This is a genomic window from Phyllobacterium sp. NPDC097923 (assembly GCF_044760925.1).
Taxonomy (GTDB): domain Bacteria; phylum Pseudomonadota; class Alphaproteobacteria; order Rhizobiales; family Rhizobiaceae; genus Phyllobacterium; species Phyllobacterium calauticae.
Window position 1 is genome coordinate 749798 of record NZ_JBIWBL010000001.1, and the last position, 24726, is coordinate 774523.

At 59.4% G+C, this 24726-nt stretch carries 26 protein-coding genes and 1 pseudogene; 17 read left to right on the top strand and 10 right to left on the bottom strand.

The window, feature by feature from the left end; genetic code table 11:
• The first annotated feature begins 1 nt into the window (after window position 1).
• On the top strand, window positions 2–532 hold the full coding sequence (locus ACIQWS_RS03785) for a GNAT family N-acetyltransferase (protein ID WP_346307639.1): 531 nt from the start codon (window positions 2–4) through the stop codon (window positions 530–532).
• On the opposite strand, the pseudogene ACIQWS_RS03790 reads toward ACIQWS_RS03785, so the two are convergent.
• Window positions 529–2142 (bottom strand): annotated as a pseudogene (locus tag ACIQWS_RS03790) (peptidoglycan D,D-transpeptidase FtsI family protein); the annotation flags it as partial. The gene ACIQWS_RS03785 and the pseudogene ACIQWS_RS03790 sit on opposite strands and share 4 nt — an antisense overlap.
• Window positions 2143–2575: 433 nt before the next feature.
• Between ACIQWS_RS03790 and ACIQWS_RS03795 the strand changes: the two are divergent.
• Window positions 2576–3640, top strand: a complete 1065-nt coding sequence (locus ACIQWS_RS03795) for a calcium-binding protein (RefSeq protein ID WP_346307638.1) — start codon at window positions 2576–2578, stop codon at window positions 3638–3640.
• A 69-nt stretch (window positions 3641–3709) separates the two neighbouring features.
• On the opposite strand, the gene ACIQWS_RS03800 is transcribed toward ACIQWS_RS03795, so the two are convergent.
• Entirely contained in the window at window positions 3710–4960 is a 1251-nt protein-coding gene (locus tag ACIQWS_RS03800) for a glycoside hydrolase family 25 protein (RefSeq protein WP_403170340.1), read from the bottom strand.
• A gap of 281 nt (window positions 4961–5241) precedes the next feature.
• Here ACIQWS_RS03800 and ACIQWS_RS03805 point away from each other — a divergent pair, with 281 nt between their 5' ends.
• Both ACIQWS_RS03805 and ACIQWS_RS03810 read left to right on the top strand, forming a co-directional pair.
• Entirely contained in the window at window positions 5242–7014 is a 1773-nt protein-coding gene (locus ACIQWS_RS03805) for an acyl-CoA dehydrogenase (protein WP_403170342.1), read from the top strand.
• A gap of 9 nt (window positions 7015–7023) precedes the next feature.
• Window positions 7024–7776, top strand: a complete 753-nt coding sequence (locus ACIQWS_RS03810; protein ID WP_403170345.1) for a crotonase/enoyl-CoA hydratase family protein — start codon at window positions 7024–7026, stop codon at window positions 7774–7776.
• 6 nt (window positions 7777–7782) lie between these two features.
• Here the strand turns inward: ACIQWS_RS03810 and pdxH are convergent, their stop codons facing one another.
• Complete coding sequence (gene pdxH, locus ACIQWS_RS03815; RefSeq protein ID WP_403177461.1) at window positions 7783–8403, bottom strand: pyridoxamine 5'-phosphate oxidase; 621 nt, start codon at window positions 8401–8403, stop codon at window positions 7783–7785.
• A gap of 144 nt (window positions 8404–8547) precedes the next feature.
• Between pdxH and ACIQWS_RS03820 the strand changes: the two genes are divergently transcribed.
• From ACIQWS_RS03820 to ACIQWS_RS03835, 4 genes are all read left to right on the top strand, one after another.
• On the top strand, window positions 8548–8898 hold the full coding sequence (locus ACIQWS_RS03820; RefSeq protein ID WP_223611556.1) for an RT0821/Lpp0805 family surface protein: 351 nt from the start codon (window positions 8548–8550) through the stop codon (window positions 8896–8898).
• A 216-nt stretch (window positions 8899–9114) separates the two neighbouring features.
• The gene (locus ACIQWS_RS03825; protein ID WP_403170348.1) at window positions 9115–10029 is read left to right on the top strand and encodes a DnaJ C-terminal domain-containing protein; all 915 of its coding nucleotides are present in this window, start codon (window positions 9115–9117) and stop codon (window positions 10027–10029) included.
• A gap of 110 nt (window positions 10030–10139) precedes the next feature.
• Window positions 10140–10958, top strand: coding sequence for an enoyl-ACP reductase FabI (gene fabI / locus ACIQWS_RS03830; RefSeq protein WP_091880942.1), 819 nt, complete (start codon window positions 10140–10142; stop codon window positions 10956–10958).
• Between the two features lie 13 nt (window positions 10959–10971).
• Complete coding sequence (locus ACIQWS_RS03835) at window positions 10972–11562, top strand: histidine phosphatase family protein (protein ID WP_403177464.1); 591 nt, start codon at window positions 10972–10974, stop codon at window positions 11560–11562.
• 33 nt (window positions 11563–11595) lie between these two features.
• Here ACIQWS_RS03835 and ACIQWS_RS03840 read toward each other — a convergent pair whose 3' ends face one another.
• Entirely contained in the window at window positions 11596–11850 is a 255-nt protein-coding gene (locus tag ACIQWS_RS03840; protein ID WP_182547647.1) for a DUF1344 domain-containing protein, read from the bottom strand.
• A gap of 171 nt (window positions 11851–12021) precedes the next feature.
• Between ACIQWS_RS03840 and aroC the strand changes: the two genes are divergently transcribed.
• From aroC to ACIQWS_RS03855, 3 genes are read left to right on the top strand one after another with little or no spacing between them, the layout of a single operon-like run.
• Window positions 12022–13116, top strand: a complete 1095-nt coding sequence (gene aroC / locus ACIQWS_RS03845) for a chorismate synthase (RefSeq protein WP_403170353.1) — start codon at window positions 12022–12024, stop codon at window positions 13114–13116.
• Window positions 13117–13140: 24 nt separating this feature from the next.
• Window positions 13141–14244: a 3,4-dihydroxy-2-butanone-4-phosphate synthase gene (ribB, locus tag ACIQWS_RS03850; RefSeq protein ID WP_229490889.1), complete on the top strand. Its 1104-nt coding sequence runs from the start codon at window positions 13141–13143 to the stop codon at window positions 14242–14244.
• Window positions 14245–14264: 20 nt separating this feature from the next.
• On the top strand, window positions 14265–14477 hold the full coding sequence (locus ACIQWS_RS03855) for a helix-turn-helix domain-containing protein (RefSeq protein ID WP_403170357.1): 213 nt from the start codon (window positions 14265–14267) through the stop codon (window positions 14475–14477).
• Window positions 14478–14517: 40 nt separating this feature from the next.
• Here the strand turns inward: ACIQWS_RS03855 and ACIQWS_RS03860 are convergent, their stop codons facing one another.
• From ACIQWS_RS03860 to ACIQWS_RS03870, 3 genes are all read right to left on the bottom strand, one after another.
• Window positions 14518–14922, bottom strand: coding sequence for a type II toxin-antitoxin system HigA family antitoxin (locus tag ACIQWS_RS03860; RefSeq protein ID WP_403170360.1), 405 nt, complete (start codon window positions 14920–14922; stop codon window positions 14518–14520).
• Window positions 14922–15218 carry a type II toxin-antitoxin system HigB family toxin gene (locus tag ACIQWS_RS03865; protein WP_403170363.1) on the bottom strand — a complete coding sequence of 99 codons (297 nt, stop codon included), beginning with the start codon at window positions 15216–15218 and terminating at the stop codon, window positions 14922–14924. Before ACIQWS_RS03865 ends, ACIQWS_RS03860 begins: the two co-directional genes overlap by 1 nt.
• Before the next feature lie 65 nt (window positions 15219–15283).
• A complete protein-coding gene (locus ACIQWS_RS03870) occupies window positions 15284–15742 on the bottom strand; it encodes an Lrp/AsnC family transcriptional regulator (RefSeq protein ID WP_229490883.1) in 459 nt (152 codons plus the stop codon).
• Window positions 15743–15867: 125 nt separating this feature from the next.
• Here ACIQWS_RS03870 and ACIQWS_RS03875 point away from each other — a divergent pair, with 125 nt between their 5' ends.
• The gene (locus ACIQWS_RS03875) at window positions 15868–17151 is read left to right on the top strand and encodes a cystathionine gamma-synthase family protein (protein ID WP_403170367.1); all 1284 of its coding nucleotides are present in this window, start codon (window positions 15868–15870) and stop codon (window positions 17149–17151) included.
• Here the strand turns inward: ACIQWS_RS03875 and ACIQWS_RS03880 are convergent.
• The 3 genes from ACIQWS_RS03880 to ACIQWS_RS03890 are packed head-to-tail and all read right to left on the bottom strand — an operon-like array spanning window position 17126 to window position 19529.
• Window positions 17126–17803, bottom strand: coding sequence for a hypothetical protein (locus ACIQWS_RS03880; RefSeq protein ID WP_403170369.1), 678 nt, complete (start codon window positions 17801–17803; stop codon window positions 17126–17128). The genes ACIQWS_RS03875 and ACIQWS_RS03880 overlap by 26 nt on opposite strands.
• Entirely contained in the window at window positions 17803–18498 is a 696-nt protein-coding gene (locus tag ACIQWS_RS03885; RefSeq protein WP_403170372.1) for a hypothetical protein, read from the bottom strand. Before ACIQWS_RS03885 ends, ACIQWS_RS03880 begins: the two co-directional genes overlap by 1 nt.
• Window positions 18495–19529, bottom strand: a complete 1035-nt coding sequence (locus tag ACIQWS_RS03890; protein WP_403170375.1) for a hypothetical protein — start codon at window positions 19527–19529, stop codon at window positions 18495–18497. The genes ACIQWS_RS03885 and ACIQWS_RS03890 overlap by 4 nt, the downstream gene beginning before the upstream one ends.
• A 249-nt stretch (window positions 19530–19778) precedes the next feature.
• Here ACIQWS_RS03890 and ACIQWS_RS03895 point away from each other — a divergent pair, with 249 nt between their 5' ends.
• The 5 genes from ACIQWS_RS03895 to ACIQWS_RS03915 all read left to right on the top strand — a co-directional run bounded on the left by ACIQWS_RS03895 (window position 19779) and on the right by ACIQWS_RS03915 (window position 24719).
• The gene (locus tag ACIQWS_RS03895; RefSeq protein ID WP_403170378.1) at window positions 19779–20705 is read left to right on the top strand and encodes a histone deacetylase family protein; all 927 of its coding nucleotides are present in this window, start codon (window positions 19779–19781) and stop codon (window positions 20703–20705) included.
• Between the two features lie 4 nt (window positions 20706–20709).
• Window positions 20710–20964, top strand: coding sequence for an exodeoxyribonuclease VII small subunit (locus ACIQWS_RS03900; RefSeq protein WP_105736989.1), 255 nt, complete (start codon window positions 20710–20712; stop codon window positions 20962–20964).
• A 65-nt stretch (window positions 20965–21029) separates the two neighbouring features.
• Window positions 21030–21953 (top strand): pirin family protein, encoded by a 924-nt coding sequence (locus tag ACIQWS_RS03905; protein ID WP_403170381.1) that lies wholly within the window; start codon window positions 21030–21032, stop codon window positions 21951–21953.
• Window positions 21954–22055: 102 nt separating this feature from the next.
• Window positions 22056–23975, top strand: a complete 1920-nt coding sequence (dxs, locus tag ACIQWS_RS03910; protein WP_403170383.1) for a 1-deoxy-D-xylulose-5-phosphate synthase — start codon at window positions 22056–22058, stop codon at window positions 23973–23975.
• Between the two features lie 6 nt (window positions 23976–23981).
• Window positions 23982–24719, top strand: a complete 738-nt coding sequence (locus ACIQWS_RS03915) for a TlyA family RNA methyltransferase (RefSeq protein WP_403170385.1) — start codon at window positions 23982–23984, stop codon at window positions 24717–24719.
• Window positions 24720–24726: the final 7 nt, after the last annotated feature.

The following is a 24726-nucleotide window of genomic DNA, read 5'->3' on the forward strand; positions in this document are numbered from 1 at the left end:
ATTGACCAACGATAGTGCTGTTTTTCATGCCGATGACATCGAGGCCCATGCGCAGGCGCTCGGCGCGCTCCTGCATGTCTGTGTGCATGGCGGTGCCAGCATCGGCTTTGTCTTGCCGTTCTCGCAAGCGGACGCGGAGGCGTTCTGGATGATGAGCGTGCTTCCTGCGGTCCGGCAGGGCAAACGATTGTTGCTCGTGGTCCGTAAAGACGGAAGGATCGCGGGAACCGGCCAGCTTGATTACGATACGCCGCCCAATCAGCCGCACCGGGCCGAAATCCGCAAGGTGATGGTGCATCCGGATTTCCGCCGCCAGGGAATCGCCAAGGCGTTGATGGTCGAGCTGGAAAGTGCGGCGCACCGGTTGGGACGGGGGTTGATCACCTTGGACACGCGGACCGGCGACAAGGCGGAACCGCTTTACCTGGGTCTGGGTTATCAGATTGCCGGGATTATTCCGGACTACTGCCGTGATCCGTTCAAGGATCATCTCGACGCCACCACGATCATGTTCAAGGCCATCCCGGCCTAATCCTCTGCCGTCTCGAACACCGGAAGCACGCCGAGAATATTGGCCGAGCGCCGGATGATTTCCGCGGCCATCGGTGCCGCGTTGAGGCCGGCGCCGGCGGCGACCTGCCCGTCGACGGGCTTGGGTTCATCGATGATTGTCAGCACGACATAGCGCGGGTTCTCGATGGGGTAGGCGGCGATGAAGGTGTTGAAGCGCACGTCCTTCGAATAGCGTCCGTTGACGACTTTTTCGGCGGTTCCGGTTTTGCCGCCCACGCGATATCCGGGAACCTGCGTCCGGCTGGCGGAGCCGCCCGTGCCCTTCTGGGCATTCAGCCGGTAGAGATAGCGCAGATCATCGCTGGTCTTCTTGCTGACCACCCGCTTGGCCATGGTCCGCGCTTCTTCAATGCCGCGCGGCAGGAATGTCGGCGCGATCAACATGCCGCCGTTGAGCAGGGCTGCGGCACCGACTGCGGTCTGCAGCGGCGTGGTGGCCATGCCATGGCCGAAGGAAATCGTGATCGAGTGGACCTTCTTCCATACTTTCGGCTCTGTCGGCCGCGCCACCTCGGGCAATTCCGTCTGCATCCGGTCGAGCAGGCCGAGCCGGACCAGGAATTCACGATGCCCTTCGATACCGACCACATCCGCTTCCTTGGCTGAACCGATATTGGAGGAAAACAGGAATACTTCCGGCAAAGTCAGCACGCGGCGTTTGCCGTGGAAATCGTGGATGGTCTGGCGGCCGATGGTGATTGGGCGGGTGGCGTCGAAGGTGCTGTTGAGATCCACCTTGCCGGAATCGAGCGCCATGGCCGTGGTGAAGGTCTTGATGGTCGAGCCCATCTCGTAGACACCGGCCGACATGCGGTTGAGCCGGTCCTTCTCCAGCGCGTTGAACGGATTGTTCGGATCAAAATCCGGCACCGAACCCATCGCCAGGACTTCGCCGGTATCGGCGTCGAGCACCACGGCGCCCGCTGCAATGGCGCGGTAGCGTTCGACCGCATTGACCAGCACGTCGCGCACCACGTGCTGGACTCTGAGGTCAATGGAAAGCTTGACCGGTGCGAGCTTGCGCGCATGGGCAAGGCCGACATCGCGCAGGTCCGACAGACCCTGCGAGTCGATATATTTCTCCATGCCGGCAATGCCCTGATTGTCGACATTGACCAGGCCGAGAATATGCGCCGCCGTCGGGCCGCCGGGATAGAAGCGAGATTTCTCCGTGCGAAAGCCGATCCCGGGTATGCCCAGCGCCATGATCTGGCTCTTGTGCTTCGGTGTCAGGCCGCGCTTGAGCCAGGCAAAGCCGGCCTTGCCCTTCAGGCGGGCGTAGGTCTGCTCGAAATTGAGATCGGGCAGGACAGTGGCAAGCAGCTCGAACGCCTCATCCGGGTCGATGATCTTGCGCGGTTCGGCATAGAGCGAGACGGTGTTGATATCGGTTGCCAGCACCGCACCATTGCGGTCGAGAATGTCCGGACGGGAGGCCAGAATGGAGCCCGTCGGTCCATTGAAATCCACCGGATCGTCCTTCATGCCGTAAAAGACCAGCCGCCCGCTGATAATGCAGAAAATCCCGATGAAACAGGCCATGATGATCAGGATACGGTTTTGGGCGCGGGCGCTGCGTGGGGTCATTATCTCATTGTGAAACTGTGGATTGGGGCTGATCGCGCAAAGGTAGCATCCTTTGATCAGCTGCAATTCTCACGATTTCCGGAATGTCTTGTTAACCTGAACAAATGCTTAATATCGGTTTTTAGCGTGGATAACTCCGGGAAAATGCCGGTCACCTCTGGTCAAAATCCGGATGTGGCCGTTGCGCAAAACGGACCTTGCACACATCTTCCGCGAAGGCGGCAGGAGGTCCGGATGAGAAAAATTCATGCGTGCGCGTCGACCTGAAGGCATTGTAAATTTTACTTATAAATTTGAAATATTTTACAAGTAAAAATAGTATACATATTGTTTTTTGTTTTCATAAAACGACACTTGCTTGTCACATGTCCTTACATATACTCCGCCATCACAGGCTTTTTGGGAGATCATTTCGATGGCGAAAATAGTGGGTGGTGGCACAAGCGATGTTCTGCACGGAACGGACGAGAACGACAATCTCTGGGGTCTTGGCGGCAATGATATTCTCGACGGCGGCGCGGGCAATGACTTTCTCTATGGCGGGGCCGGGAATGACATTCTGACCAGTTCGAGCGGTTTTGACCAGCTTGAAGGCGGTGATGGAGACGACCGGCTGGTGTTCAACGGCGTTGGTGGCGCAGCGCGCGGCGGCGCGGGTATCGACACCCTTGCGGTCGATCTTTCCCACTCTGCCGAACCGGTCACGTTCAACGGTTCCAGCGGCCACCTCTTTTTCGGGGATGCGACGGTTCCGGCCAATCATCTCTATTTCATCGACCTGGAGCGGCTTGAGCTGACGACAGGAGCTGGCAACGACAAGATCATTGCGACGAATTTTTCCCATATCGATGTCAACGCCGGCGCAGGTGACGACCGCGTCGAAGGCGGCGACGGCAATGACCGCATATTTGGCGGCGATGGCAACGACACGCTGTTCGGCGGCGGCGGCAATGATGAGATCCATGGCGATGCCGGCAACGATTACATCGACGGCGGCAATGGCGATGACCGCATCTGGGGCGGTGACGGTAAGGATGTTCTTTTCGGCGGCCGCGGCAATGATTACCTCGATGGCGGTGCAGGCAACGATACGCTCAATGGCGGCGACGGCAATGACACGCTGCTGGGCGGTGCGGGTGACGACATCCTCAAGGGCGGCTCGGGCAACGATTTCCTGGATGGCGGTACCGGCACGGACCATCTCTTCGGTGGCGCGGGCGCGGATACATTCATATTCGATGCGAAAACTCTTGGCGGTGTTGACCACATCGCGGATTTCAATGTGGCGGAAGGCGATGTGATCAATCTTCGCGATTTCACCGCGGGCAGCACCGGCATTCACGATTTCGACAGTTTTCTCGCCGCGTCGCACGACACGGCTGACGGCGTCTATGTCAGCTTTGACGGCGATTCCAGCGGCATTCTGATCGAGCATGTGTCTCTTGCCGATCTCTCGCCGGATGACGTTGTTTTTTCTTGAGATTGCGCAAACACGCGGATGAGCTTTGAAGCAGGCGCATGCGCTCGCGTGCCTGCTTTTCTCTGAAGGTCAGCGCTGCATGGCATAGGCCGGCAGATGGCTCATGCCCGTGCTGGTTTCATCAAAGCAGAAACCGACCAAGCCGGCGATCAGATGGCTGTCCGGGTGGTCATCGGATGTTGTCATCGGTTCTCGCAGGCTGGTCCCGATCGTTTCCAGTGTCAGTTTTTCGCTTGGATGTGATTTGGCAATACGGATGACAGACGCCGTCACCATGGTATCGACCGCCTGCGGTGTGTCGCCGGGGCCATCGATAGAGGCTTGCACGGTAGCAGCCAATCCTTTCGCAGCGGCGATGAGCAGGTCCGGTATCTGCCGCAACCCGCTATAATCGACAAGCGGCGGCTCCATCGACGCCATCAGAATATCGCTGGGTAAGGCAGGCCGCTCGCCGGGTTTCGGCATGTCGTCGGGCAGCACCGCCGGTACGAGGGTGTCGAACGGCCATGCGCGTTTCAGTTCCGCAACGGTCATATCGGCGATGTTCACATCGATGTCGCGGTTCGTGCCATTGGGCCGGTAGGGACAGCGTGTCTTGCTGCAATTGTTCTGCGAGGCAAATTGCCAGAGCGCATAGTCCTGCCAGTTGCCTTTCGGGAAATGCGGGGCGATGTCGGTTTCATACCGCGCATACCAGAGCGGCAGGCGCGACAGGATCGGCAGTGCCAGCCGGTGATCGGCAATATATTTGGCCGTGGTGCCATTGGTGTAGAGCACGGGATAGCGGCCGGTGCGCAGCTTGATCTGGGCGACGAATATCTCGCCGTCCGCCAGCGACATGAACCGGGCGGGGTCATTGTCCTCGATATCGATGGCCATCAACTCGTCACTGGTCGGCTCGGCATAATCGATGAAATGGTTCGCCTGTTCTAGCGGGTTGCCGGGACGGGCCAGGTGGTAGGAGCCCCATTTCAGGCCGAGCGCTTTGGCCAGAACGCGCCGTGTCTGGTAGAGCTCGCGCGACACCGCGTAGTTGCGCCAGATGCGGCGGCATATTTCCTGATCCTTCACATCGGCAATGCGTCCGCAATGATAGGCGGCAGGCATGCCATCGGATGCCTTGTGAATGAAGGCGGCAATGCGCGGATCCTTGACGATTTCCGGGAGATTGAATGAATTGTGCTCATAGCCGTCGAGAACGATGGCGCGCTGCTGGTTGGACCAGGGGATCTGGAACTGGGAGTCCGCACGGGAAGGGGCGCTGGACATCAACGCGGTGACAAGGGCAGCAAGGGCGAAAACCTGCGCTCGGATTGTCAAATGCCTGTCCCTTCACACCTCGTGGTCTGCTGCTTCGGATACAAGCGCCCATGATCGCTGGTTCATGGTTAAAATGCCGTAAAGCACAAGGGTTGATCGGCGAGAACGCCTGTCGGAGTCGCGGGATCATGTATCTGCGGTGCCAAACAGACCGCGCCGCTGAAGGGTCAAAGGTCAGGTTTTCTTACGTTTACGTAAAAATCCACTTGCCTTGCCAGGCTGGGGGCGGCAATGTCTATCCGCAACGACGCAGCATCACTGGATGAGGAGACTTGTGATCAATGTACCGGGCGCCCGTCGAGGAAATCGCACACACACTGAAGAAAATTGCCGGTCTGGACGAGGCCATCGCTGCCGGGCGTTTTGCCGATCTTTCCGACGATCTGGTCGATGCCATCCTGGAAGAGGCCGGTAAATTCGCGTCCACGCGCGTTGCGCCGCTCCTGGAGGTTGGTGACAAGCACGGAACACCGCTGAAAGATGCCGAAGTCACCATGCCGCCCGGCTGGAAAGATGTTTACAGCGACTGGATCGGTGCCGGCTGGAACGCCCTGACCGGCAAGGAAGAGTTCGGCGGACAGGGTCTGCCGATGATGCTCGCGGTGGCGGCGCTGGAAATGTGGAATTCCGGTTCCATGGCTTTTGGCATCGGGCCGACATTGACGCTCGGCGCCATCGAGGCGCTCGAAGCCCACGCGACGGATGATCTGAAACACACCTATCTGCCAAAGCTCGTCTCCGGCGCGTGGATGGGAACCATGAATCTCACCGAACCGCAGGCCGGTTCCGATGTGGGAGCATTGCGCTCGCGGGCCGAGCGGGCCGATGACGGCACGTACCGTATTTTCGGTCAGAAGATTTTCATCACCTATGGCGAGCATGACCTTACGGACAACATCATCCATCTGGTTCTGGCGCGCCTGCCCGATGCGCCTGCGGGAACCAAGGGAATATCGCTGTTTCTGGTGCCGAAATTCCTGGTGAATGCCGATGGTTCGCTCGGCGCCCGCAATGATGTGTTCTGCAGCGGCGTCGAGCACAAGATGGGCATTCACGGCTCGCCCACCTGCACCATGATCTATGGCGATGGTTTTGCCAAGGATGCGAAGCCGGGGGCCATCGGCTGGCTTATCGGCGAAGAAAACCGCGGTCTGGCCTGCATGTTCACCATGATGAACAATGCAAGGCTGGCCGTGGGCATTCAGGGTGTGGCGGTTGCCGAGGCCGCCTATCAGAAATCCCTGGTCTATGCGCAGGAGCGCCGCCAGATGCGCGCGCCAGGCTGGACCGGCGAAGGCATGAGCCCGATCATCGAACACCCTGACGTGCAGCGCAATCTCCTGACCATGAAGGGCCTGACCGGCGCGGCCCGCTCCATCGCCTATGCCTGCGCCCACGCGTTGGATATGGCGCGGACCGGCGCAGATGACGACAAAAGGCACTGGGCGGATCGCGCCAACCTGCTGACGCCGGTCGCCAAGGCGTTTTCCACCGATGTGGGTGTGGACGTTGCCTCGATCGGTATCCAGATTCACGGCGGCATGGGCTTCATCGAAGAAACTGGTGCGGCGCAATTTTTGCGCGATGCCCGCATTGCCCCGATTTATGAGGGAACCAACGGCATTCAGGCCATCGATCTCGTCCAGCGCAAGCTGCCGCTCGATGGCGGCAACCACGCCAAGGCCTATATCGCCGAGCTGCGCACGGTGGCCGAAGCCGTTTCGCTGAGCAACAGCACCGATTTCGGCAACACGGCGGAGCGCCTGCAGGCCGGTCTTGACGATCTGGAGGCAACGACGCTCTGGCTGCAGCGGACCCTTGCCGGCGGTGACATCAGCAATGCGCTTGCCGGAGCGACGCCCTATCTGCGCCTCTTCGGCCTTGCTGCCGGTGCAACCTACCTCGCCAAGGGCGCGCTGGGTGGCGACAATGCCGGCCGGACGGCTCTTGCGCGGTTCTTTGCCGAAAATCTTCTCAACGAAACGTCGGCGCTGAGAGATCGCGTCATCAACGGTGCGCCGAGCCTGCTCGGTGCCCGCGCCGCATTGCAATAGGGAAACTTCATGTCAGATCATATCGTCATCGAGCGCCATGGCGCCGTCCAGACCATCCGGATGAACCGCCCGGACAAGAAGAATGCCCTGACACGGGCCATGTATACGGCCATGACCGGAGCGCTGGTGGAAGGCGATGCGAATCCGGATATCCGCACCCATGTTTTCCTGGGGGTGCCGGGCGCCTTCTCCTCCGGCAATGATCTGCAGGATTTCATGGCCTTTGCCACGTCGGGCACGATGGGCACCGAAGTTGTTGACTTCCTCATCACATTGACCAACAGCAGAAAGCCGGTTGTGGCGGGTGTGGATGGGCTTGCCATCGGCATCGGCTCGACGCTCAATTTCCATTGCGATCTGACCTTCGCCACGCCGCAATCCCTGTTCAAAACGCCCTTCGTCGATCTGGGTCTTGTACCCGAAGCGGGTTCGAGCCTGCTCGGACCTGCCCTGATGGGCCGTCAGCAGGCCTTTGCCTTCCTGGCGATGGGCGCCGGGTTGAACGCAGCCGAAGCGAAGGACGCCGGTCTTGTCTACCGGATCGTCGAGGCGGACCAGCTGGAAAGCACTGTTCTGGCCGTGGCGACGGAAATTGCCGCCAAGCCGCCGGAAGCCATGCGGATCTCGCGCGATCTCCTGCGCATGCCGCGCGCCGAAACGGTCGAGCGCATCAAACTGGAAGCCGGGCATTTTGCGGAACGGCTCCAGTCGGAAGAAGCACGGGGTGCCCTGATGGCCTTCCTGACGCGCAAGAAGGGCTGAAGAGCCCTATGGGTACAAGCGGGTTTTGCCCCAGTCGCCATCCGGCGTCGCGCGGCTGAAAACCACGCGGTCGTGCAGGCGGAAAGGCCGGTCATGCCAGAACTCGATGGATGTCGGGCGAATGCGGAAGCCCGACCAGTGGGCGGGCCGGGGTATCTCGCCGATGGCATAGCGGGCAGTGTATTCCGCGACGGCTTTTTCCAGGGCAAAACGGCTTTCCAGCGGCCGCGATTGCTTGGATGCCCAGGCACCGATACGGCTGCCGCGCGGGCGGGTGGCGTAGTAGGCGTCGGCTTCCGCATCGCTGACAATTTCCACGGGACCGCGCACACGCACTTGACGGCGCAGCGTTTTCCAATGAAAACACATGGCGGCCTTCATTGAGCCCAGTATTTCCTGACCTTTCTGACTTTCAAAATTTGTATAAAAAACAAAGCCTTGCTCGTCAAAACCTTTAAGAAGAACCATGCGGACATCCGGCAGGCCATCACTATCCACCGTTGCCAGAGCAACAGCATTCGGGTCATTCGGCTCGGATTTGGTTGCATCTTTGAGCCATTCGTCGAAGAGCGCGAAGGGTTCGGTTTTTTCTGTGAAGTCACCGGTTGTTAACTTCATTTCACCCATAGTCATAGCTGGTTGACCTTGTTAAAGAGAGATATGCGTTTGGCATTGGCAATACCAGATATCAAGAACCTTGGGGCGAAAATTCCGGTGCGGACTGCGCCGTTCGCCGCTGTTTTTGTGCTCTGTCTTCTCTCCGGCTGTGCCATGAAAAGCTTCAGCGTCGAGAACGCGGTCCCGGACAAGGCGACGGTGACGGGTTCGGTTGCTCCGGCGCCGCAGGTGGATGCCAAGGGTGCCGCCGACCAGTCGACGGTCCGCAATATCGTGTCTGCCCTGAACTTCACCCAATGGGGCAACAAGCCGCTGCCATGGTCCAATCCGGAGACCGGCAGTCAGGGCACGATCACGGCAATCGCCGAGAAGAAGACCGAGACAGGGCTCTGCCGTGAATTCCAGACATCGCGCGAATCTTTTGACGGGGTCATGCTCTACAAGGGTGAGACCTGCATGCAGGACGGCGGACAATGGACGCTGAAATCCTTCGCGCCGATTTGATTCTCTGCAACTGAATGATATTTTCGATGGAACCGGGCAGCGATTGCAGATTTCTTGACAGAAAGTCTGGAATTTCTTCCTATCGATGCGCATATAACGGGCAAATCCCCAACGCACCCCGTTTATGCCAGTGGAACGAATGTGACATTCGCATCCCATTGTACATGACGAGGAATATGCGAATGTCACATTCGTTCCACTAGGAAGGGCACACACATGCGCGATCCTTATACCGTGCTGGGCGTCGCCAAGACGGCGAAGCCTGAAGAAATCAAGTCGGCGTTTCGCAAGCTCGCCAAGAAATATCATCCTGACCAGAACCAGGATGACCCGAAGGCGCAGGCAAATTTCTCCGAGATCAACCAGGCCTATGAGATCATCGGCGACAAGGACCGTCGCGGGCAGTTTGACCGGGGCGAGATCGACGCCGAGGGCAAGCAGCGGGCGCCGCAGGGTTTCGAAGGGTTTTCCGGCGGCGGCGATCCCTTCGCCGGTTTTGGCGGTGCACGCGGTGCGCGGTCCGGAGGATTCGACTACCGCAGCACGGCCGGTTTTGGCGCTGAAGATATCCTAAGCAGCCTCTTCGGCGAGGGCGCCGGCGCTTTCGGCGGCGGACAGCGCCGCGCAGGCCCACGCAAGGGCACGGACCTCCAGGCCACTATCGACGTGACGCTTGAGCAGGCTGTCGGCGCCGAGAAGGTTGAGGCGGTTTTTCCAAACGGTAAAAGGCTGGCGATCAAGCTGCCCGCGCAGGTTGAAAATGGTCAAACGATTCGCCTGAAGGGGCAGGGCGAGGCCATTCCCGGCGGAACACCCGGCGATGCGCTGGTCACGATACGTTTCAGGCCGCATCCGAAATTCAAGGTGGAAGACCACGACCTGCATCTCGACCTGCCGGTGTCATTGCGCGATGCGGCACTCGGTTCCCGGCAGGAAGTCGAGACCCTGAATGGCCGTGTGGCGGTGAAAATAGCGCCATGGACCAGTTCTGACCGGGTTTTGCGCCTGAAAGGCAAGGGTTTGCCGAAAAAGCCGGATGGTCACGGCGATCTCTTTGTTCATGTTCGCGTCATGTTGCCCGAGCATGGTGATGCGGCATTGGAAGCATTTCTGCGCGATTCGAGTCTCTGAAAATCAACGGTTCCCGAAAATCCTTGACGAAACTGACACGATGCTTGAAGCCCGGCGCGGGCTGTGCGATACCGCAAATCAATCATATGTCTTTCGTGAAGGGTTGGTAAATGACCGCCAAAACTGGTTTGATGCAAGGTAAACGCGGACTTATTATGGGCGTTGCCAATAATCGGTCGATCGCCTGGGGCATTGCCAAGGCGGCCCATGATGCCGGTGCCGAGCTTGCTTTCACCTATCAGGGTGATGCGCTGAAGAAGCGCGTCGAGCCTCTGGCGCAGGAACTCGGGGCTTTTCTCTGCGGCCATTGCGATGTTTCGGATGCCTCCACCATCGATGCGTGCTTTGCCGCTCTGGAAGAGAAGTGGGGCAAGATCGACTTTCTGGTGCATGCCATCGGTTTCTCCGACAAGGACGAACTGACCGGCCGCTATGTCGATACATCGGAAGCGAATTTCACCAAGACCATGCTGATTTCGGTGTTTTCGCTGACGGCCGTTGCCAAGCGTGCGGAAAAGCTGATGACCGATGGCGGCTCGATCCTGACGCTGACCTATTACGGCGCGGAAAAGGTCATGCCGAATTACAACGTCATGGGCGTTGCCAAAGCGGCGCTGGAAGCCAGCGTGAAATATCTGGCAGTGGATCTCGGCCCGGACAATATCCGCGTCAATGCGATCTCCGCCGGTCCGATCAAGACGCTGGCCGCGTCGGGCATCGGTGATTTCCGCTACATCCTCAAATGGAACGAGTACAACGCCCCGTTGCGCCGTACCGTTACCATCGAGGAAGTCGGCGATGCGGGCCTGTATTTCCTCTCCGACCTGTCCCGTTCGGTCACGGGCGAAATTCACCATGCCGACAGCGGCTATCATGTCGTTGGCATGAAGGCTGTGGACGCGCCGGATATCTCTGTCGTCAAGGACTAGCTCCAAAGTGCATCTGCCGGACTCGATTGTTTATTTCTCGCGTCACGGCGAGACGGACTGGAACGTGTCCGAGCGAATCCAGGGGCAGGAAGACGTCGATATCAATGCGCGCGGCCAGCAGCAGGCCGCACGCAATGGCGATATGCTCAAATCGCTGATCGGGGAGGGCGCGGGTTTCGACTTTGTCGCCAGCCCTTTGCGCCGCACGCGCGATACGATGGAGCGCATCAGAACCCGCATGGGGATCGATCCCTGGGCCTACCGCACCGATGCCCGCCTCATGGAGGTGAATTTCGGCGCTTGGCAAGGTTATATGCTGGAAGACATCGAAGCCCGTTCTCCCGACCTTGTGGCCGCACGGGCCCGGGATAAATGGAACTTTGTGCCGCCGGGACCTACCGCCGAAAGCTACGCCATTCTGGCGATACGGATAGGGAACTGGCTGTCAGAAGTGCGGGAGCCAACCGTATGCGTGACGCATGGCGGCTGCATGCGGACGATTTTCCAGATGGTGGAGGGCCTTGATGGCCACGATGCGGCGAACCTTGCCATCACCCAGGATAAAATTCTGCGCCTTGAGAAGGGCAATCTGACCTGGATGTAACCATCCAGGCCTCGGCTTGTGACGAACAGGTGCTTATTGCACCGATTCTTCGATATCGGTGATGAAGCGCTCTTTGTTGACCAGATCGAACATGATCGTGACCTTCATGCCCTTGTCGATGGCGCTGAAGTCGAATTCGCCCGGCAGCTTGTAGACCTTGCCATCGTCGAGGGTAATCGTCGAATTGTCTTCGTCGATTTTGGTAATGGTGCCCTGCGCATCGTCAGCGAGCGCGCCGACCGGAAGCAGGGAAGCGACGAACATGAAGGTCGCGACGATGAAACGCATTTTGATATCCTCTTTAATCAAAATCTGGTGGCCGATTTGTCCGTCACCTTAAAGCGCGCATTTGTGGCAAAACAATTGCTTTTTTCGTGGTGGACGAAGGAATTTCAGCGGCGGGTTTGACCACAGGCGTAAACGCTCATAAAACCCCCTGACATAACGCCGGGTAATCTCATGTCGCATAATACTTTCGGTCATCTTTTTCGTGTCACCACCTGGGGTGAAAGCCATGGAATCGCGCTTGGTTGCGTGGTCGATGGCTGTCCGCCCGGCATCAGCTTTACCGAAGCCGAGATTCAGGCCTATCTCGACAAGCGCAAGCCCGGCCAGTCGAAATACACCACCCAGCGGCGCGAGCCGGATCAGGTGAAAGTCCTGTCCGGCTTCATGCTGCAGGATGACGGCGTCACCATGATCTCCACGGGCACGCCGATTTCGATGATGATCGAGAACACGGACCAGCGCTCCAAGGATTATGGCGATATCGCCCGCCAGTATCGTCCCGGCCACGCCGATTACACCTATGACGTCAAATACGGCATCCGCGACTATCGCGGCGGCGGGCGCTCGTCGGCGCGGGAAACCGCGGCGCGCGTTGCCGCCGGGGCCATTGCCCGCAAGGTCGTCCCCGGCCTGATCGTGCGCGGTGCGCTGGTGGGCATGGGCATTCACGCGATCGACCGTGACCGCTGGGACTGGGACGAGGTGGACAACAACCCGTTCTTCACGCCTGACCCCGGCTCCGTCGACCTCTTCGCCGGATATCTCGACGGTATCCGCAAGGCGGGTTCCTCCATCGGCGCCGTCGTTGAAATCGTCGCTGACAATGTACCGGCGGGGCTTGGTGCGCCCGTCTATGGCAAGCTCGATCAGGATATTGCCAGCTATCTCATGTCCATCAATGCGGTGAAGGGCGTGGAAATCGGTGATGGTTTCGCAGCGGCCACGCTCAGCGGCGAGGAAAACGCCGACCAGATGCGCATGGACAATCACGGCAAGCCGATTTTCCTGTCCAATCATGCGGGCGGCATTCTCGGCGGCATTTCCAGCGGCGCACCCATCGTCGCGCGCTTTGCCGTCAAGCCCACCTCATCCATCCTCACCCCGCGCCAGAGCATCGATGCCGATGGCAAACAGGTTGATGTGATGACCAAGGGTCGGCACGATCCCTGCGTCGGCATCCGCGCTGTTCCCATCGGCGAAGCGATGGTTGCCTGCGCGATTGCCGATCATTATCTCAGACATCGCGGCCAGACCGGCCGCATCTAAAGCATCTAATCAAGAGGCGCATACATGGCTTACAATCAGAAACGGGTCGTCGATGCGCTGCGTGCATTCGAACGCGGTGAAATCGTCGTTGTCATGGATGATGACGGGCGCGAGAACGAGGGTGACCTGATCGTCGCGGCGGTGCATTGCACCCCGGAAAAGATGGCGTTCATCGTGCGCCACACCTCCGGCATCGTCTGCACGCCGATGCCGCGCGACCACGCCAAGCGCCTCAATCTCGCGCCGATGGTGGCCGAGAACGACGCGCCGCATTCCACCGCCTTCACGGTGACCGTCGACTACAAGCACGGCACCACCACGGGCATTTCCGCCGATGACCGCACTCTGACCGTGCGCAACCTCGCCAATCCCAATGCCGGCGCTGCCGATTTCGTGCGTCCGGGACATATTTTCCCGCTGATCGCGCGCGAGGGCGGCGTGCTCATGCGCTCCGGCCACACGGAAGCCGCCGTTGACCTGTGCAAGCTCGCCGGCCTGCCGCCGGTCGGCGTCATCTGCGAACTCGTCAACGACGACGGTTCTGTGATGCGCGGCCCGCAGGTGGCAAGCTTTGCCGAGACGCATAAGCTGCACCAGGTGACGGTGGCCGATCTCATCGCCTACCGCCAGCGCAAGGAAACCCTGATCGAGCGCATCGGCGAATATGAGATCGATACCTGCGCCGGACAGGCAAAGGCGATCACCTATGCACTGCCATGGGAGCCCATGCACCATGCCGCCATCGTTTTCGGCGATATCCGCGACGGCGAGGATGTGCCTGTGCGCCTGCAGCGCGAGGACATTCTCAGCGACGTCTTTGGCGCGCGCAACACGCTCGACAGCATCATGAAGCGCATTGCCGAGGAAAAGCGCGGCGTCATCGTCTACCTGCGCGAGGGCTCCGTCGGCGTCGGCCGCGATGACGACCGCAACCGCGCCACGCTGCAGGACCGCGAGGCGCATGCGGAAGCCAAGGTGCGCGAGGAAGAATGGCGCCAGATCGGCCTTGGCGCGCAGATCCTGAAAGATCTCGGCATCACCTCGATCCGTCTCTTGTCGTCCCGTGAGCGGCACTATGTCGGTCTCGAAGGCTTTGGCATCCAGATCACGCGGACGGATATTATCTGACGCGTGGCTTCCTGCCTCTTATGGATATCAAGAAGCGATTTGGTCTGGCTGTGAAGGAAAGACGGGGATCCCTCGGCATCTCGCAGGAAGAATTGGCGATGCGTATTGGCGCAGATCAGGCTTATGTCAGCATCATGGAAGCGGGCCGGACGAATGTTACGCTTGAAACCGCCGAGCAGGTTGCAACGGCAATGCATTGCGACGTTGCAGAGCTGCTTGGCGAAGCCGGATAATGTGTTGATGAGGTTTCCGGGGGAAGACTGATCGGAGCGGTCAGGCTCTTCTTTGAACCTTCTTCTCATCATGCACGAGATGATAGGGCTGTACGAGAAGTTCGGCAGGAATATGCCATTCGCGATTAAGCTTGAACACCATATCCATCGTTAGCGCGCGCTTTCTGGCCATGACTTCAGAGGCTCTTGGCGCAGAGCCAAGAACCTCTGCCAGGGCCCGGCGATTCAGCCCGGCCATTTCCATGTGCGCGGCGATGGTGGAAATTGGGTCCAATGCCGGAATGGGATAATGCTTGTCTTCATAGGCTTCGATCAAAATTGCAAGAACGTCGAACCGGTCACCCTCAGGTGTTCCCGGCTCGGGTTGATTGTCGAAATAGTGCGTGATTTCACCAATCGCCCAGTCATAGTCTTCTTCAGTTTTGATCGGCCGAATGTTTTTCATCACACAGTCTCCGGGTCGATAGCATCGTACTCTTTATGCGTGCCGACAAATTTGATGAGCACACGTTTGAACGGGTAGGCGACATGCACGATAAGGCGGTACTTGTTGCCGGCAATGTCAAAGATCACCCTGTTGTCGCGGACAAAGTCGACAGAGTTGCCGAATTGCTTTTTTACGTCCGCCGGTGTTTTCCATTCAGCCCTGCTCACAGCCACATACCAAGCCGTTAAGGGTACTTCAGCCTGATTGTGCACCAGCCAAAATGCCCGCAGTGCTTTCTTGGCTATGATCTGCATCAGGCATGTATAGCAGCTTCCCATATTGGGAACAAGTAAAAATTCCCATTTTGGGATTGAATGACCTAGACCCGCCGCTCCTTGATCGTGTTCATGACAAAGCTGGTCTCGATGGAGGCGACGCATTTCAGCCGGGCGATCTTCTCCTTGATGAAGCGCTCATATTGTTCCAGCCCGGCGCTCATGACTTTCAGCACATAATCGCGTGAACCGGTGACAAGGTGGCATTCCAGCACCTCATCCCAGCCGCGGATCGCCTCCTCGAACATGACGATCTCATCCTCATGCTGGCGGCTGAGCCGGATCGTGGCGATGGCCGCCATGGTCCAGCCCTCGATGACCGGGTCGACAAGGGCCGTGTATCCGCGGATGATGCCGGCTTCCTCCATTCGCCGCAGGCGGCGCAGACAGGGGGAAGGGGACAGTCCGACCCGCTCGGCCAGATCGTTGTTGGTGATCCGCGCATCCGCCTGCAATTCCCTGAGAATGCGCCGGTCGGTCTCGTCAGCAATTTTCTGTGTCATAATCTCTCATTCATGGCAATTGTTAGCGTCAATCAATGCAATTTGATCGTAAAAAGCAAGGATTGATCCCTGCATTTGATATAATTTGCTTGATAGCACCCCACCCCTCACGCGAGGAGATTCGCATGGCCGCTCCCCATCCGTCCAAAACCCATATCGGCAACCACAAATTGCATCCTGAAACATTGATGCTGAACTATGGCTACGATCCGGAACTGTCGGAAGGCGCGGTCAAGCCGCCGGTGTTCCTGACCTCGACCTTCGTGTTCAAATCCGCCGAGGAAGGCCGCGATTTCTTTGATTTCGTCTCCGGCCGCAAGGAGCCGCCGGCCGGCGTCGGTGCCGGCCTCGTCTATTCGCGTTTCAACCACCCCAACAGCGAAATCGTCGAGGACCGCTTGGCCATCTATGAGCGCACGGAAAGCTGCGCGCTGTTCTCCTCCGGCATGTCGGCCATTGCGACGACCCTGCTGGCCTTCGTGCGCCCGGGTGATGCGGTGCTGCATTCGCAGCCGCTCTATGGCGGCACGGAAACCCTGCTGGCGAGGACATTCCTCAATATGGGCGTGGCTGCCGTCGGCTTTGCCGATGGCGTCAACGAAGCCTCGGTGCAGGCGGCCGCCGATGAGGCGATGAGCAGGGGCCGCGTGTCCATCATCCTCATCGAAACGCCCGCCAACCCGACCAACAGCCTGGTCGATGTGGCGATGATCCGCCGCATTGCCGACGCCATCGGCAAAAAGCAGGGGCACACGCCGGTGATCGCCTGCGACAACACCCTGCTCGGACCGGTTTTCCAGCGCCCGATCGAGCATGGCGCCGATATCTCCCTGTACTCGCTGACAAAATATGTCGGCGGCCATTCCGATCTGATCGCCGGTGCGGCGCTCGGCTCGAAGGCCGTGATGAAACAGGTCAAGGCGCTGCGCGGTGCCATCGGCACGCAGCTCGACCCGCATTCCTGCTGGATGCTTGGCCGCTCGCTGGAAACCCTGAGCATCCGCATGGAAAAGGCCGATAACAATGCGCTCGCCGTCGCGGATTTTCTGCACGATCATCCGAAAGTGGAAAAAATCCACTACCTGCCCTATCACGATGCGAACTCACCGCTCGGCCGCACCTTTGCCGCGCAATGCACCGGTGCCGGTTCCACCTTCTCGTTCGATATTCGTGGCGGCCAGCCCGCAGCCTTCAAGTTCCTGAATGCGCTGCAAATCCTCAAGCTGGCGGTCAGCCTCGGCGGCACCGAATCCCTTGCCAGCCACCCCGCCACCATGACCCATTCCGGCGTGCCCGTGGATGTGCGCCAGCGGATCGGCGTGCTCGATTCGACCATCCGGCTGTCGATCGGTATCGAACACCCCGACGATCTGATCGCCGACCTTACCCAGGCCCTGGCGGCGGCCTGACCGGCGGAGCGCCCTCCAGTTCCAGTGGGAAGGGCGTTGGCTCCCAGAATTTCTCCAGTTTGCATTTCTGGACAGCCAACGCCTCCCATTCGTGCAGAATCCTGGCGATTTCTACGCGGTCTCGCGCCAGCAGGGCCGGGCAGAAAGACGGCGCCAATCGCGCGAGATAGTGTTGCATGCCCGGCAATGGTTCGACGATGGATTGAGCAAGGTCCAGATTGCCTGTCGCTGTCGCAACCAGCATCTCAAAGAAGCGATCCCAGTCATAATAGTCACCCGAAGCTTCGTACTGCGCCGCTAATTCTCGATAATGATCAAATGTCGTTGTGGAACGAAGCTTTGGCAGAATCTTTTCTTCGAGCAGATCGAAAAGCCGCTGAACGGAGTCCGGATTCGTAGCGTCCCAATATCCTGTTTTGGGATCGGAAAGGAAATCACCGAACCCCAGCGTGATGACGTCACTTGGCGGAATTAGGAGATCCACGACGGTTATCGGATCAAACATCCAAGGTGTTCGGCAATAATCCAGATAAATTCCACGTCGAAGGTGGTGAATGGGTTTGACGACCATGAAACGCCCCACCATCGCCAGATCATCGTGACGTTCGAGCAATGGTTTTACCATCTTGCGAATTTCAGCGCCTGTTGTCATCAGCCTCCATCCATTTCCAGCGGGAAGGGCGTTGGCTCCCAGAATTTTGTGAACTTGAGATTCTTGATTGTCTTTGCTTCCAGATCATGCAGACATTTGGCCAGTGCCGCCCGGTCTTCGGAAAGCAGGGCCGGACAGAATGCTGGATAATGGACCTCAAAGCTTTGCCTTAGTCCCTCCCTTTTGCCGACGATGTATCTTGCCGTCTCGAAATCGCCGGTGGCTGCGGCCATTAGCAGCCGTGGATAATACATGAATTCAAACGGCGTCAGATTGTTCTCGTAGCGGCGGGCAAACTCCATCATTTGCTCGAACGTGACCATCGCGCGTAACGATTGCAACGCCGCCTCGGTGAACCGCAGCATCAGTTCAATATTCTCGGGATAGCGTATGTCCCAGACGCCGAAGCGCGGGTCGTTTTTCCGTTTATCGACGAGGTCAGGATCGGCGTCCTCAAAGGAACGGTAGGTGAACCGGTCACCCCAGCCGATGCCCTGTTCGGTGTCGCCATCAAATGTAAGACAGACACTCAGCGTCGGCACAAATGCGTGTTGATCGATGCTGCGATCGATGAAGACGCCGCGAACAAAATGCCGCACAGGCGTCAGGATGAGGTATCGCCCCACCAGCGCCAGATCAGAATGGCGAGCGAGCAGAGGCTGGACGGCTTGTTTGGTTTGCGTGATCGTGGTCATTCGAACGGTTTCATCCCCATGACAAAGAATTGTGTGCCTTCGCCAAAATACCTGGCGACTGTTCTGCCGATTTCACCCAACCGCGGAACCGTGATATCTCTTTTCCCGGTTTTTGCGTCATAGACACAGACAAGTTTTTCCGAGGCCCTGTCATAGACATCGACGCGAATTGTCCCCTTGCCCGCATATTTTGCCCACCTGGATGGGTCGTTGTGCGATGGATAAATGCGATCTGCCAGTGATCCGCTGAGCGATTTAAGAGCGGATATTTCAGCGCGCAGGTCGGGACTTCCGATGTTCTCGACTTTCTGCTTGAGCAGGGAATGAATCGCTGTACCCCGAAGCGTCGTCGAGCCAAAATTGGAAACCGGTCCGGCTTCTCTCGCCGCCTCATTCAGCATGGTCTGAACTCTCAGGAAGTTGGGGCAATATTTTGCCGCCTCTTCCCGTGAGAGGGCCGCGACGGCGGCCCAGACTTTCGCGTCGTCTTTGCCCTTGGTATAGGCTTGCGCACGGGACGCGATAATAGGAACGAGACGAGCATCGTCCCCAACTTCTGCGGTCAGTTCGTTATATTCTTCGACTTGACTGCCAATGTCGTCGTTCCACCGTATGCGTGGCACGATTGCTGACAGAGTGGCAATGCCACGAACATTTCCGGATGACAGCTTTGGCGTATTGGCGGGATTACGAAGCGCTGGTATAGCGGGTTGAGAGCCCTGCGCATGGGTACCTGCCGCGGCTGCTCCCAGTACGGCACTTGCGCCCGCCGCATCGGTCCACTGTCCACCCTCCGGTACTCCGGCTGGCTCGCGCGGCTGGTCGGGATCGTATTTCCGCAGAAGATCGATTTCCTCCTGCAGCCTGAGTTCGGCCTCCAGCAAGGCGCGCTGATAGTCGAGCTGGCGGTACTGATCGCTGCGCAGGCTGTTGGGCGGTGCGAGTTTCAGCGCCTTGAGCTGGAGCGCGTTGGCGGAAAGATGCCAGCGGAGCCGGAGGTGTCTGGAAGAATGTTCATTCTGCAAATTCATGAATACTATCCTTTAAAGGGATAATATTCCTACATCGGGTGGGAGGCCGTCAATTAGACATTGGTCGAGGTTTTCGCTGAAATATGCAAAATTTCAGGCGCGGCGGCACCGCTGATCCCGCCCGAAGTTCGGGAAAACCATGCAAGGTCCGCTGCTTTGGCTCTTGTGCGAAGCGCGGTGTCTGTGCACATTCTCCCGGCGCAACCCAAGCCTTGTGCCGATGTCCATTCACAGTTGCAGAAAGCCGATATGGTCACCCGTCTTTATACGCACCCGATCTATCTCGAGCATTTGACGCCCGTCGGCCATCCAGAGCGGCCGGACCGGCTGCGGGCGCTGAACAAGGTGCTGGAGGACAGTGCGTTCGATGCCCTGGACCGGGTGCTGGCGCCGCCGGGCGACGCGGCAGCCATCCTCTATGCCCATCCGGATCATTATCTCGAGCGGGTCCGTGCGGCCATTCCGGACGCGGGAATCACCCGGGTCGATGCCGATACCTCCGTCAGCCCGAAGAGCTGGGAAGCGGCGCTTGCCGCCATCGGCGCGGCCAATGCGGCGGTCGATGATGTCTTTACCGGCCAGGCGGACAATGTATTCGTCGCATCGCGCCCGCCGGGGCACCATGCGGAGCGCAACCGGGCCATGGGTTTTTGCCTGTTCAACAATGCCGCCATCGCCGCCCGCCACGCCCAGAAGGTGCATGGGGCGGAGCGGATCGCCATCGTTGACTGGGATGTGCACCACGGCAATGGCACGCAGGACATTTTCTGGGACGATCCGTCCGTGCTTTACTGCTCGACCCATCAGATGCCGCTCTATCCCGGCACCGGCGCCAGGGATGAAACGGGCGCGGGCAATATCGTCAATGCACCGCTCGCCCCCCAGACCGGGAGCGAGGATTTCCGCGAGGCGTTCAAGACGCGTATCCTGCCGTCGCTCGACAGCTTCCAGCCGGATCTGATCATCATTTCGGCCGGTTTCGATGCGCATCATCGCGATCCGCTGGCCGAGATCAATCTGGACGAGGATGATTTCGACTGGGCCACCGGCGTTTTGCTGGAAAGAGCTGGGAAGTACGCGTCGAACCGGCTTGTCAGCCTGCTGGAAGGCGGCTACGACCTCAAAGGCATGTCGCTGTCTGCCGGCGCACATATCAAACGTTTGATGAAAGGTTGAAACCATGGCCGATGTACAACCCAATGCCGATATCGCCGCCATGAGCTTCGAGCAGGCGCTCGATCAACTGGAAAAGATTGTCGATGATCTCGAGCGCGGCGATGTGCCGCTTGAGCAGTCGATCCGCATCTATGAACGCGGCGAAGCCCTGAAAAAACATTGCGATACGCTGTTGCGCGCCGCGGAGGACAAGGTCGAAAAAATCCGGCTGGGCCGCGACGGCCAGCCCGCCGGCACCGAGCCGCTCGACCCGGAATAGACCGCGGCTGTTCAGCCGGGCTGCGAGACGCTATGATGCGGCTCCGATGAGTTGGAGCAGCGTTGATGAGTTTTTTCCCCGGCAATGATCCGCAACCCGGCGACACTACGGCCGTTGATTCGATTGAAACGCTGATCATCCCGCGCACGAGCGATGTCGGCGGCCTGCAGGTTCGCCGTGCGCTGCCCTCCGCCAAGCGGCGGCTTGTCGGCCCGTTCATTTTCTTTGACCGCATGGGACCGGCCATCCTGCGTCCCACCGATGCGCTCGATGTCCGGCCGCATCCGCACATCGGCCTGTCCACGGTCACCTATCTGTTTGACGGCAATATCCGTCATCGCGACAGTCTCGGCACCGAAATGGTCATCCGGCCGGGTGACGTCAATCTGATGACCGCCGGCCGCGGTATTGTCCATTCCGAACGCTCGCCGGAAGAGCTGCGCACCCAGCCGCTGCCCATATCTGGCCTGCAGACATGGCTGGCGCTGCCCGATCATCTCGAGGAAATCGACCCCACCTTTGCCAATACGGCGGCGGGCGAACTGCCGGTGCTGCGCGAGGCCGGCATGGAAGCCCGTGTGGTCATGGGAACATTCCATGGCGCGGGATCGCGGGTAAAGCAGCATGCCGAGACACTCTACGTCGATATCCGCCTGCAACCGGGCGGGCATATCCAGATACCGGCGGACGCCGCTGAAGAGCGGGCAATCTATACGCTGGATGGGTCCGTGGAGATTTCCGGGGAGAGTTTTCCTGCCGACCGCCTGCTGGCCTTCCGCGCCGGAGACGAAATTGTCGTATCGGCACCGCAGGGTGCGCATTTCATGCTGTTCGGCGGCGCGACCATGCCATCCAAGCGCTATGTCTGGTGGAATTTCGTCTCTTCATCGAAAGAGCGGATCGAACAGGCGAAAGAGGAATGGCGCTCGGGCCGTTTCGATATGGTGCCGGGCGACGAGGAAGAATTCATCCCTCTGCCTGAAAATTGACATGCGCAGCGGGAAGGCTGGACTGCTTGCTGCTTCGGCGGAATTCATCTAGGAAGCGCCAGCCTTCTGGCAAGAATTGACCTTGGAACTGGAACCTGTGCTTTGGCGAAAAAACTGGAAACACCGCTGCTCGACCGCGTCATAATCCCCGCGGATTTGCGCGCCTTGCCGGAGACCGACCTGCCGCAACTGGCACAGGAGCTGCGGGCGGAGTTGGTGGATGCCGTTTCGACCACCGGCGGTCATCTGGGAGCCGGTCTTGGCGTTGTCGAGCTGACGGTTGCGCTGCATCACGTTTTCGATACGCCGCATGACCGGATCATCTGGGATGTCGGCCATCAGGCCTATCCGCACAAGATACTGACAGGCCGCCGTGACCGTATCCGCACGCTGCGGCAGGAGGGCGGGCTTTCCGGCTTCACCAAGCGCAGCGAAAGCCAATACGACCCTTTTGGCGCCGCTCATTCTTCGACGTCCATTTCCGCCGGTCTCGGCATGGCGGTTGCCAGCGATCTTTCCGGCATCAAGCGCAATGTGATCTCGGTTATCGGCGACGGCGCCATGTCGGCGGGCATGGCCTATGAGGCGATGAACAATGCCGGTGCGCTCGATGCGCGGCTGATCGTGATCCTCAATGACAATGACATGTCGATTGCGCCGCCGACGGGGGCCATGAGCGCCTATCTGGCGCGGCTGGTCTCCGGCCGGACCTACCGCTCCATTCGCGAGACCGCCAAGCAGCTGGCGAAGAAACTGCCGAAATTCCTGCAGGAAAAGGCCCGGCTCTCGGAAGAATATGTGCGCGGTTTCTGGACCGGCGGCACGATGTTCGAGGAACTCGGCTTTTACTATGTCGGCCCGATTGACGGGCACAATCTCGACCACCTCCTGCCGGTTCTGAAAAATGTCCGCGATACGATGGATGGCCCCGTGCTGGTTCACGTGGTCACCCAGAAGGGCAAGGGCTATGCTCCCGCGGAAGCCGCCGCCGACAAGTATCATGGCGTCAACAAATTCGACGTCATCACCGGCGCACAGGCCAAACCGCCAGCGAACGCGCCGAGCTATACCAAGATTTTTGCCACGAGCTTGATCGAAGAAGCCCGCCACGACGACAAGATCGTCGCCGTCACCGCCGCCATGCCGGGTGGCACCGGGCTCGATCTCTTCGGCGAAGTCTTTCCCGACCGGGTGTTCGATGTCGGCATTGCCGAGCAGCACGCCGTCACCTTTGCCGCGGGCCTCGCGACGGAAGGTTTCAAGCCGTTTGCCGCGATCTATTCCACCTTCCTGCAGCGCGGCTACGACCAGGTCGTGCATGACGTTTCCCTGCAGAATCTCCCGGTGCGTTTCCCGATTGATCGCGCGGGGCTGGTCGGCGCCGACGGTGCGACCCATGCGGGCTCGTTCGACACGGGTTTTCTCGCAGCCCTGCCGGGTTTCGTGGTGATGGCAGCCTCGGACGAGGCCGAGCTGCGCCACATGGTGCGCACAGCGGCGGAATATGATGAGGGCCCGATTTCATTCCGCTATCCGCGCGGCGACGGCGTGGGCATCGATCTGCCCGAACGTGGGCAGATCCTGCAGATCGGCAGGGGCCGCATCATCCGCGAAGGCAGCAAGGTCGCATTGCTCTCCTTCGGCACGCGCCTGCAGGAATGCCTGGCGGCTGCCGATGAGCTGGATGCCGCAGGGCTTTCCACCACGGTCGCGGACGCCCGCTTCGCCAAGCCGCTGGATGAAGACATGATCCGCCGTCTGGCGCGCGAGCATCAGGTGCTTGTGACGGTGGAAGAGGGGGCAATCGGCGGCTTTGCTTCACACGTCCTGCACTTCCTCAGCCGCGATGGCCTGCTTGACCATGGCTTGCGCGTCCGCACTCTGACCTTGCCTGACCTCTATCTCGATCACGCCAAGCCGGAAGCCATGTATGCGCGTTCGGGGCTTGACCGGGCTGGCATCGTCCAGACCGTCTTCGGGGCGTTCGGCCGCGACTATCTGGCAGCGCCGGCCAGGGCATAGGCGGCAATGCGGCTGGATCAACTGCTTGTCGAAAAGGGCCTGTTTGCCAGCCGTTCGCGGGCAAGAGACGCGATTGTGCGCGGCACGGTCACCGTCGACAATGCGGTGGTCACCAAGCCCGGAGCAACGTTTTCCGGCACGGCCGTCATCGGTGTCGACGACCCGGCAAGTGGTTACGTCTCGCGCGCCGCATTGAAACTGATTGCCGGTCTTGACCAGTTTTCCATCGATGCGTATGGCCTCGGTGCGCTGGATATCGGCGCATCCACCGGCGGTTTCACCCAGGTCCTGCTGGAGCGCGGCGCAACGCACGTCATTGCCGTCGATGTTGGCCACGACCAGCTGCATGACAGCCTGCGCACCGATCCGCGCGTCACCAATCTCGAAGGCCTGAATGCACGGGTGCTGTCCCGCGATCATCTGGGCGGGCAAAGCATCGGGCTGGTGGTGTCGGATGTCAGCTTCATCTCTCTGAAACTCGCTTTGCCGCCCGCGTTGGAATTAGCCGAACCCGGCAGTCACTGCGTCCTCCTGGTCAAGCCGCAGTTCGAGGCCGGCCGCGAGGCGATCGGCAAGGGCGGCATTTTGCGTGATCCAATGGATGGCGAACGCGTTGCAAATGCTCTAAGGAACTGGCTGGATGGATTGCCGGGCTGGAAAGCCCTGGGGCTGTGCCCTTCGCCCATAGAAGGCGGCGATGGCAATCGCGAATATCTTCTGGCCGGTTTGAAGAGAAAAGATTGAAGAGCTG

Coding starts and splice junctions, on each gene's coding strand:
- ACIQWS_RS03870 (WP_229490883.1), bottom strand. CDS start 15,742: ATGACACAGAAAATTGCTGACGAGACCGACCGGCGCATTCTCAGGGAA.
- ACIQWS_RS03895 (WP_403170378.1), top strand. CDS start 19,779: ATGGTCACCCGTCTTTATACGCACCCGATCTATCTCGAGCATTTGACG.
- ACIQWS_RS03900 (WP_105736989.1), top strand. CDS start 20,710: ATGGCCGATGTACAACCCAATGCCGATATCGCCGCCATGAGCTTCGAG.
- ACIQWS_RS03890 (WP_403170375.1), bottom strand. CDS start 19,529: ATGAATTTGCAGAATGAACATTCTTCCAGACACCTCCGGCTCCGCTGG.
- ACIQWS_RS03885 (WP_403170372.1), bottom strand. CDS start 18,498: ATGACCACGATCACGCAAACCAAACAAGCCGTCCAGCCTCTGCTCGCT.
- ACIQWS_RS03840 (WP_182547647.1), bottom strand. CDS start 11,850: ATGCGTTTCATCGTCGCGACCTTCATGTTCGTCGCTTCCCTGCTTCCG.
- ACIQWS_RS03875 (WP_403170367.1), top strand. CDS start 15,868: ATGGCCGCTCCCCATCCGTCCAAAACCCATATCGGCAACCACAAATTG.
- ACIQWS_RS03805 (WP_403170342.1), top strand. CDS start 5,242: ATGTACCGGGCGCCCGTCGAGGAAATCGCACACACACTGAAGAAAATT.
- ACIQWS_RS03915 (WP_403170385.1), top strand. CDS start 23,982: ATGCGGCTGGATCAACTGCTTGTCGAAAAGGGCCTGTTTGCCAGCCGT.
- ACIQWS_RS03795 (WP_346307638.1), top strand. CDS start 2,576: ATGGCGAAAATAGTGGGTGGTGGCACAAGCGATGTTCTGCACGGAACG.
- ACIQWS_RS03865 (WP_403170363.1), bottom strand. CDS start 15,218: ATGCAGATCATAGCCAAGAAAGCACTGCGGGCATTTTGGCTGGTGCAC.
- aroC (WP_403170353.1), top strand. CDS start 12,022: ATGTCGCATAATACTTTCGGTCATCTTTTTCGTGTCACCACCTGGGGT.
- ACIQWS_RS03820 (WP_223611556.1), top strand. CDS start 8,548: ATGAAAAGCTTCAGCGTCGAGAACGCGGTCCCGGACAAGGCGACGGTG.
- ribB (WP_229490889.1), top strand. CDS start 13,141: ATGGCTTACAATCAGAAACGGGTCGTCGATGCGCTGCGTGCATTCGAA.
- ACIQWS_RS03825 (WP_403170348.1), top strand. CDS start 9,115: ATGCGCGATCCTTATACCGTGCTGGGCGTCGCCAAGACGGCGAAGCCT.
- ACIQWS_RS03880 (WP_403170369.1), bottom strand. CDS start 17,803: ATGACAACAGGCGCTGAAATTCGCAAGATGGTAAAACCATTGCTCGAA.
- ACIQWS_RS03860 (WP_403170360.1), bottom strand. CDS start 14,922: ATGAAAAACATTCGGCCGATCAAAACTGAAGAAGACTATGACTGGGCG.
- pdxH (WP_403177461.1), bottom strand. CDS start 8,403: ATGGGTGAAATGAAGTTAACAACCGGTGACTTCACAGAAAAAACCGAA.
- ACIQWS_RS03855 (WP_403170357.1), top strand. CDS start 14,265: ATGGATATCAAGAAGCGATTTGGTCTGGCTGTGAAGGAAAGACGGGGA.
- ACIQWS_RS03810 (WP_403170345.1), top strand. CDS start 7,024: ATGTCAGATCATATCGTCATCGAGCGCCATGGCGCCGTCCAGACCATC.
- ACIQWS_RS03905 (WP_403170381.1), top strand. CDS start 21,030: ATGAGTTTTTTCCCCGGCAATGATCCGCAACCCGGCGACACTACGGCC.
- fabI (WP_091880942.1), top strand. CDS start 10,140: ATGACCGCCAAAACTGGTTTGATGCAAGGTAAACGCGGACTTATTATG.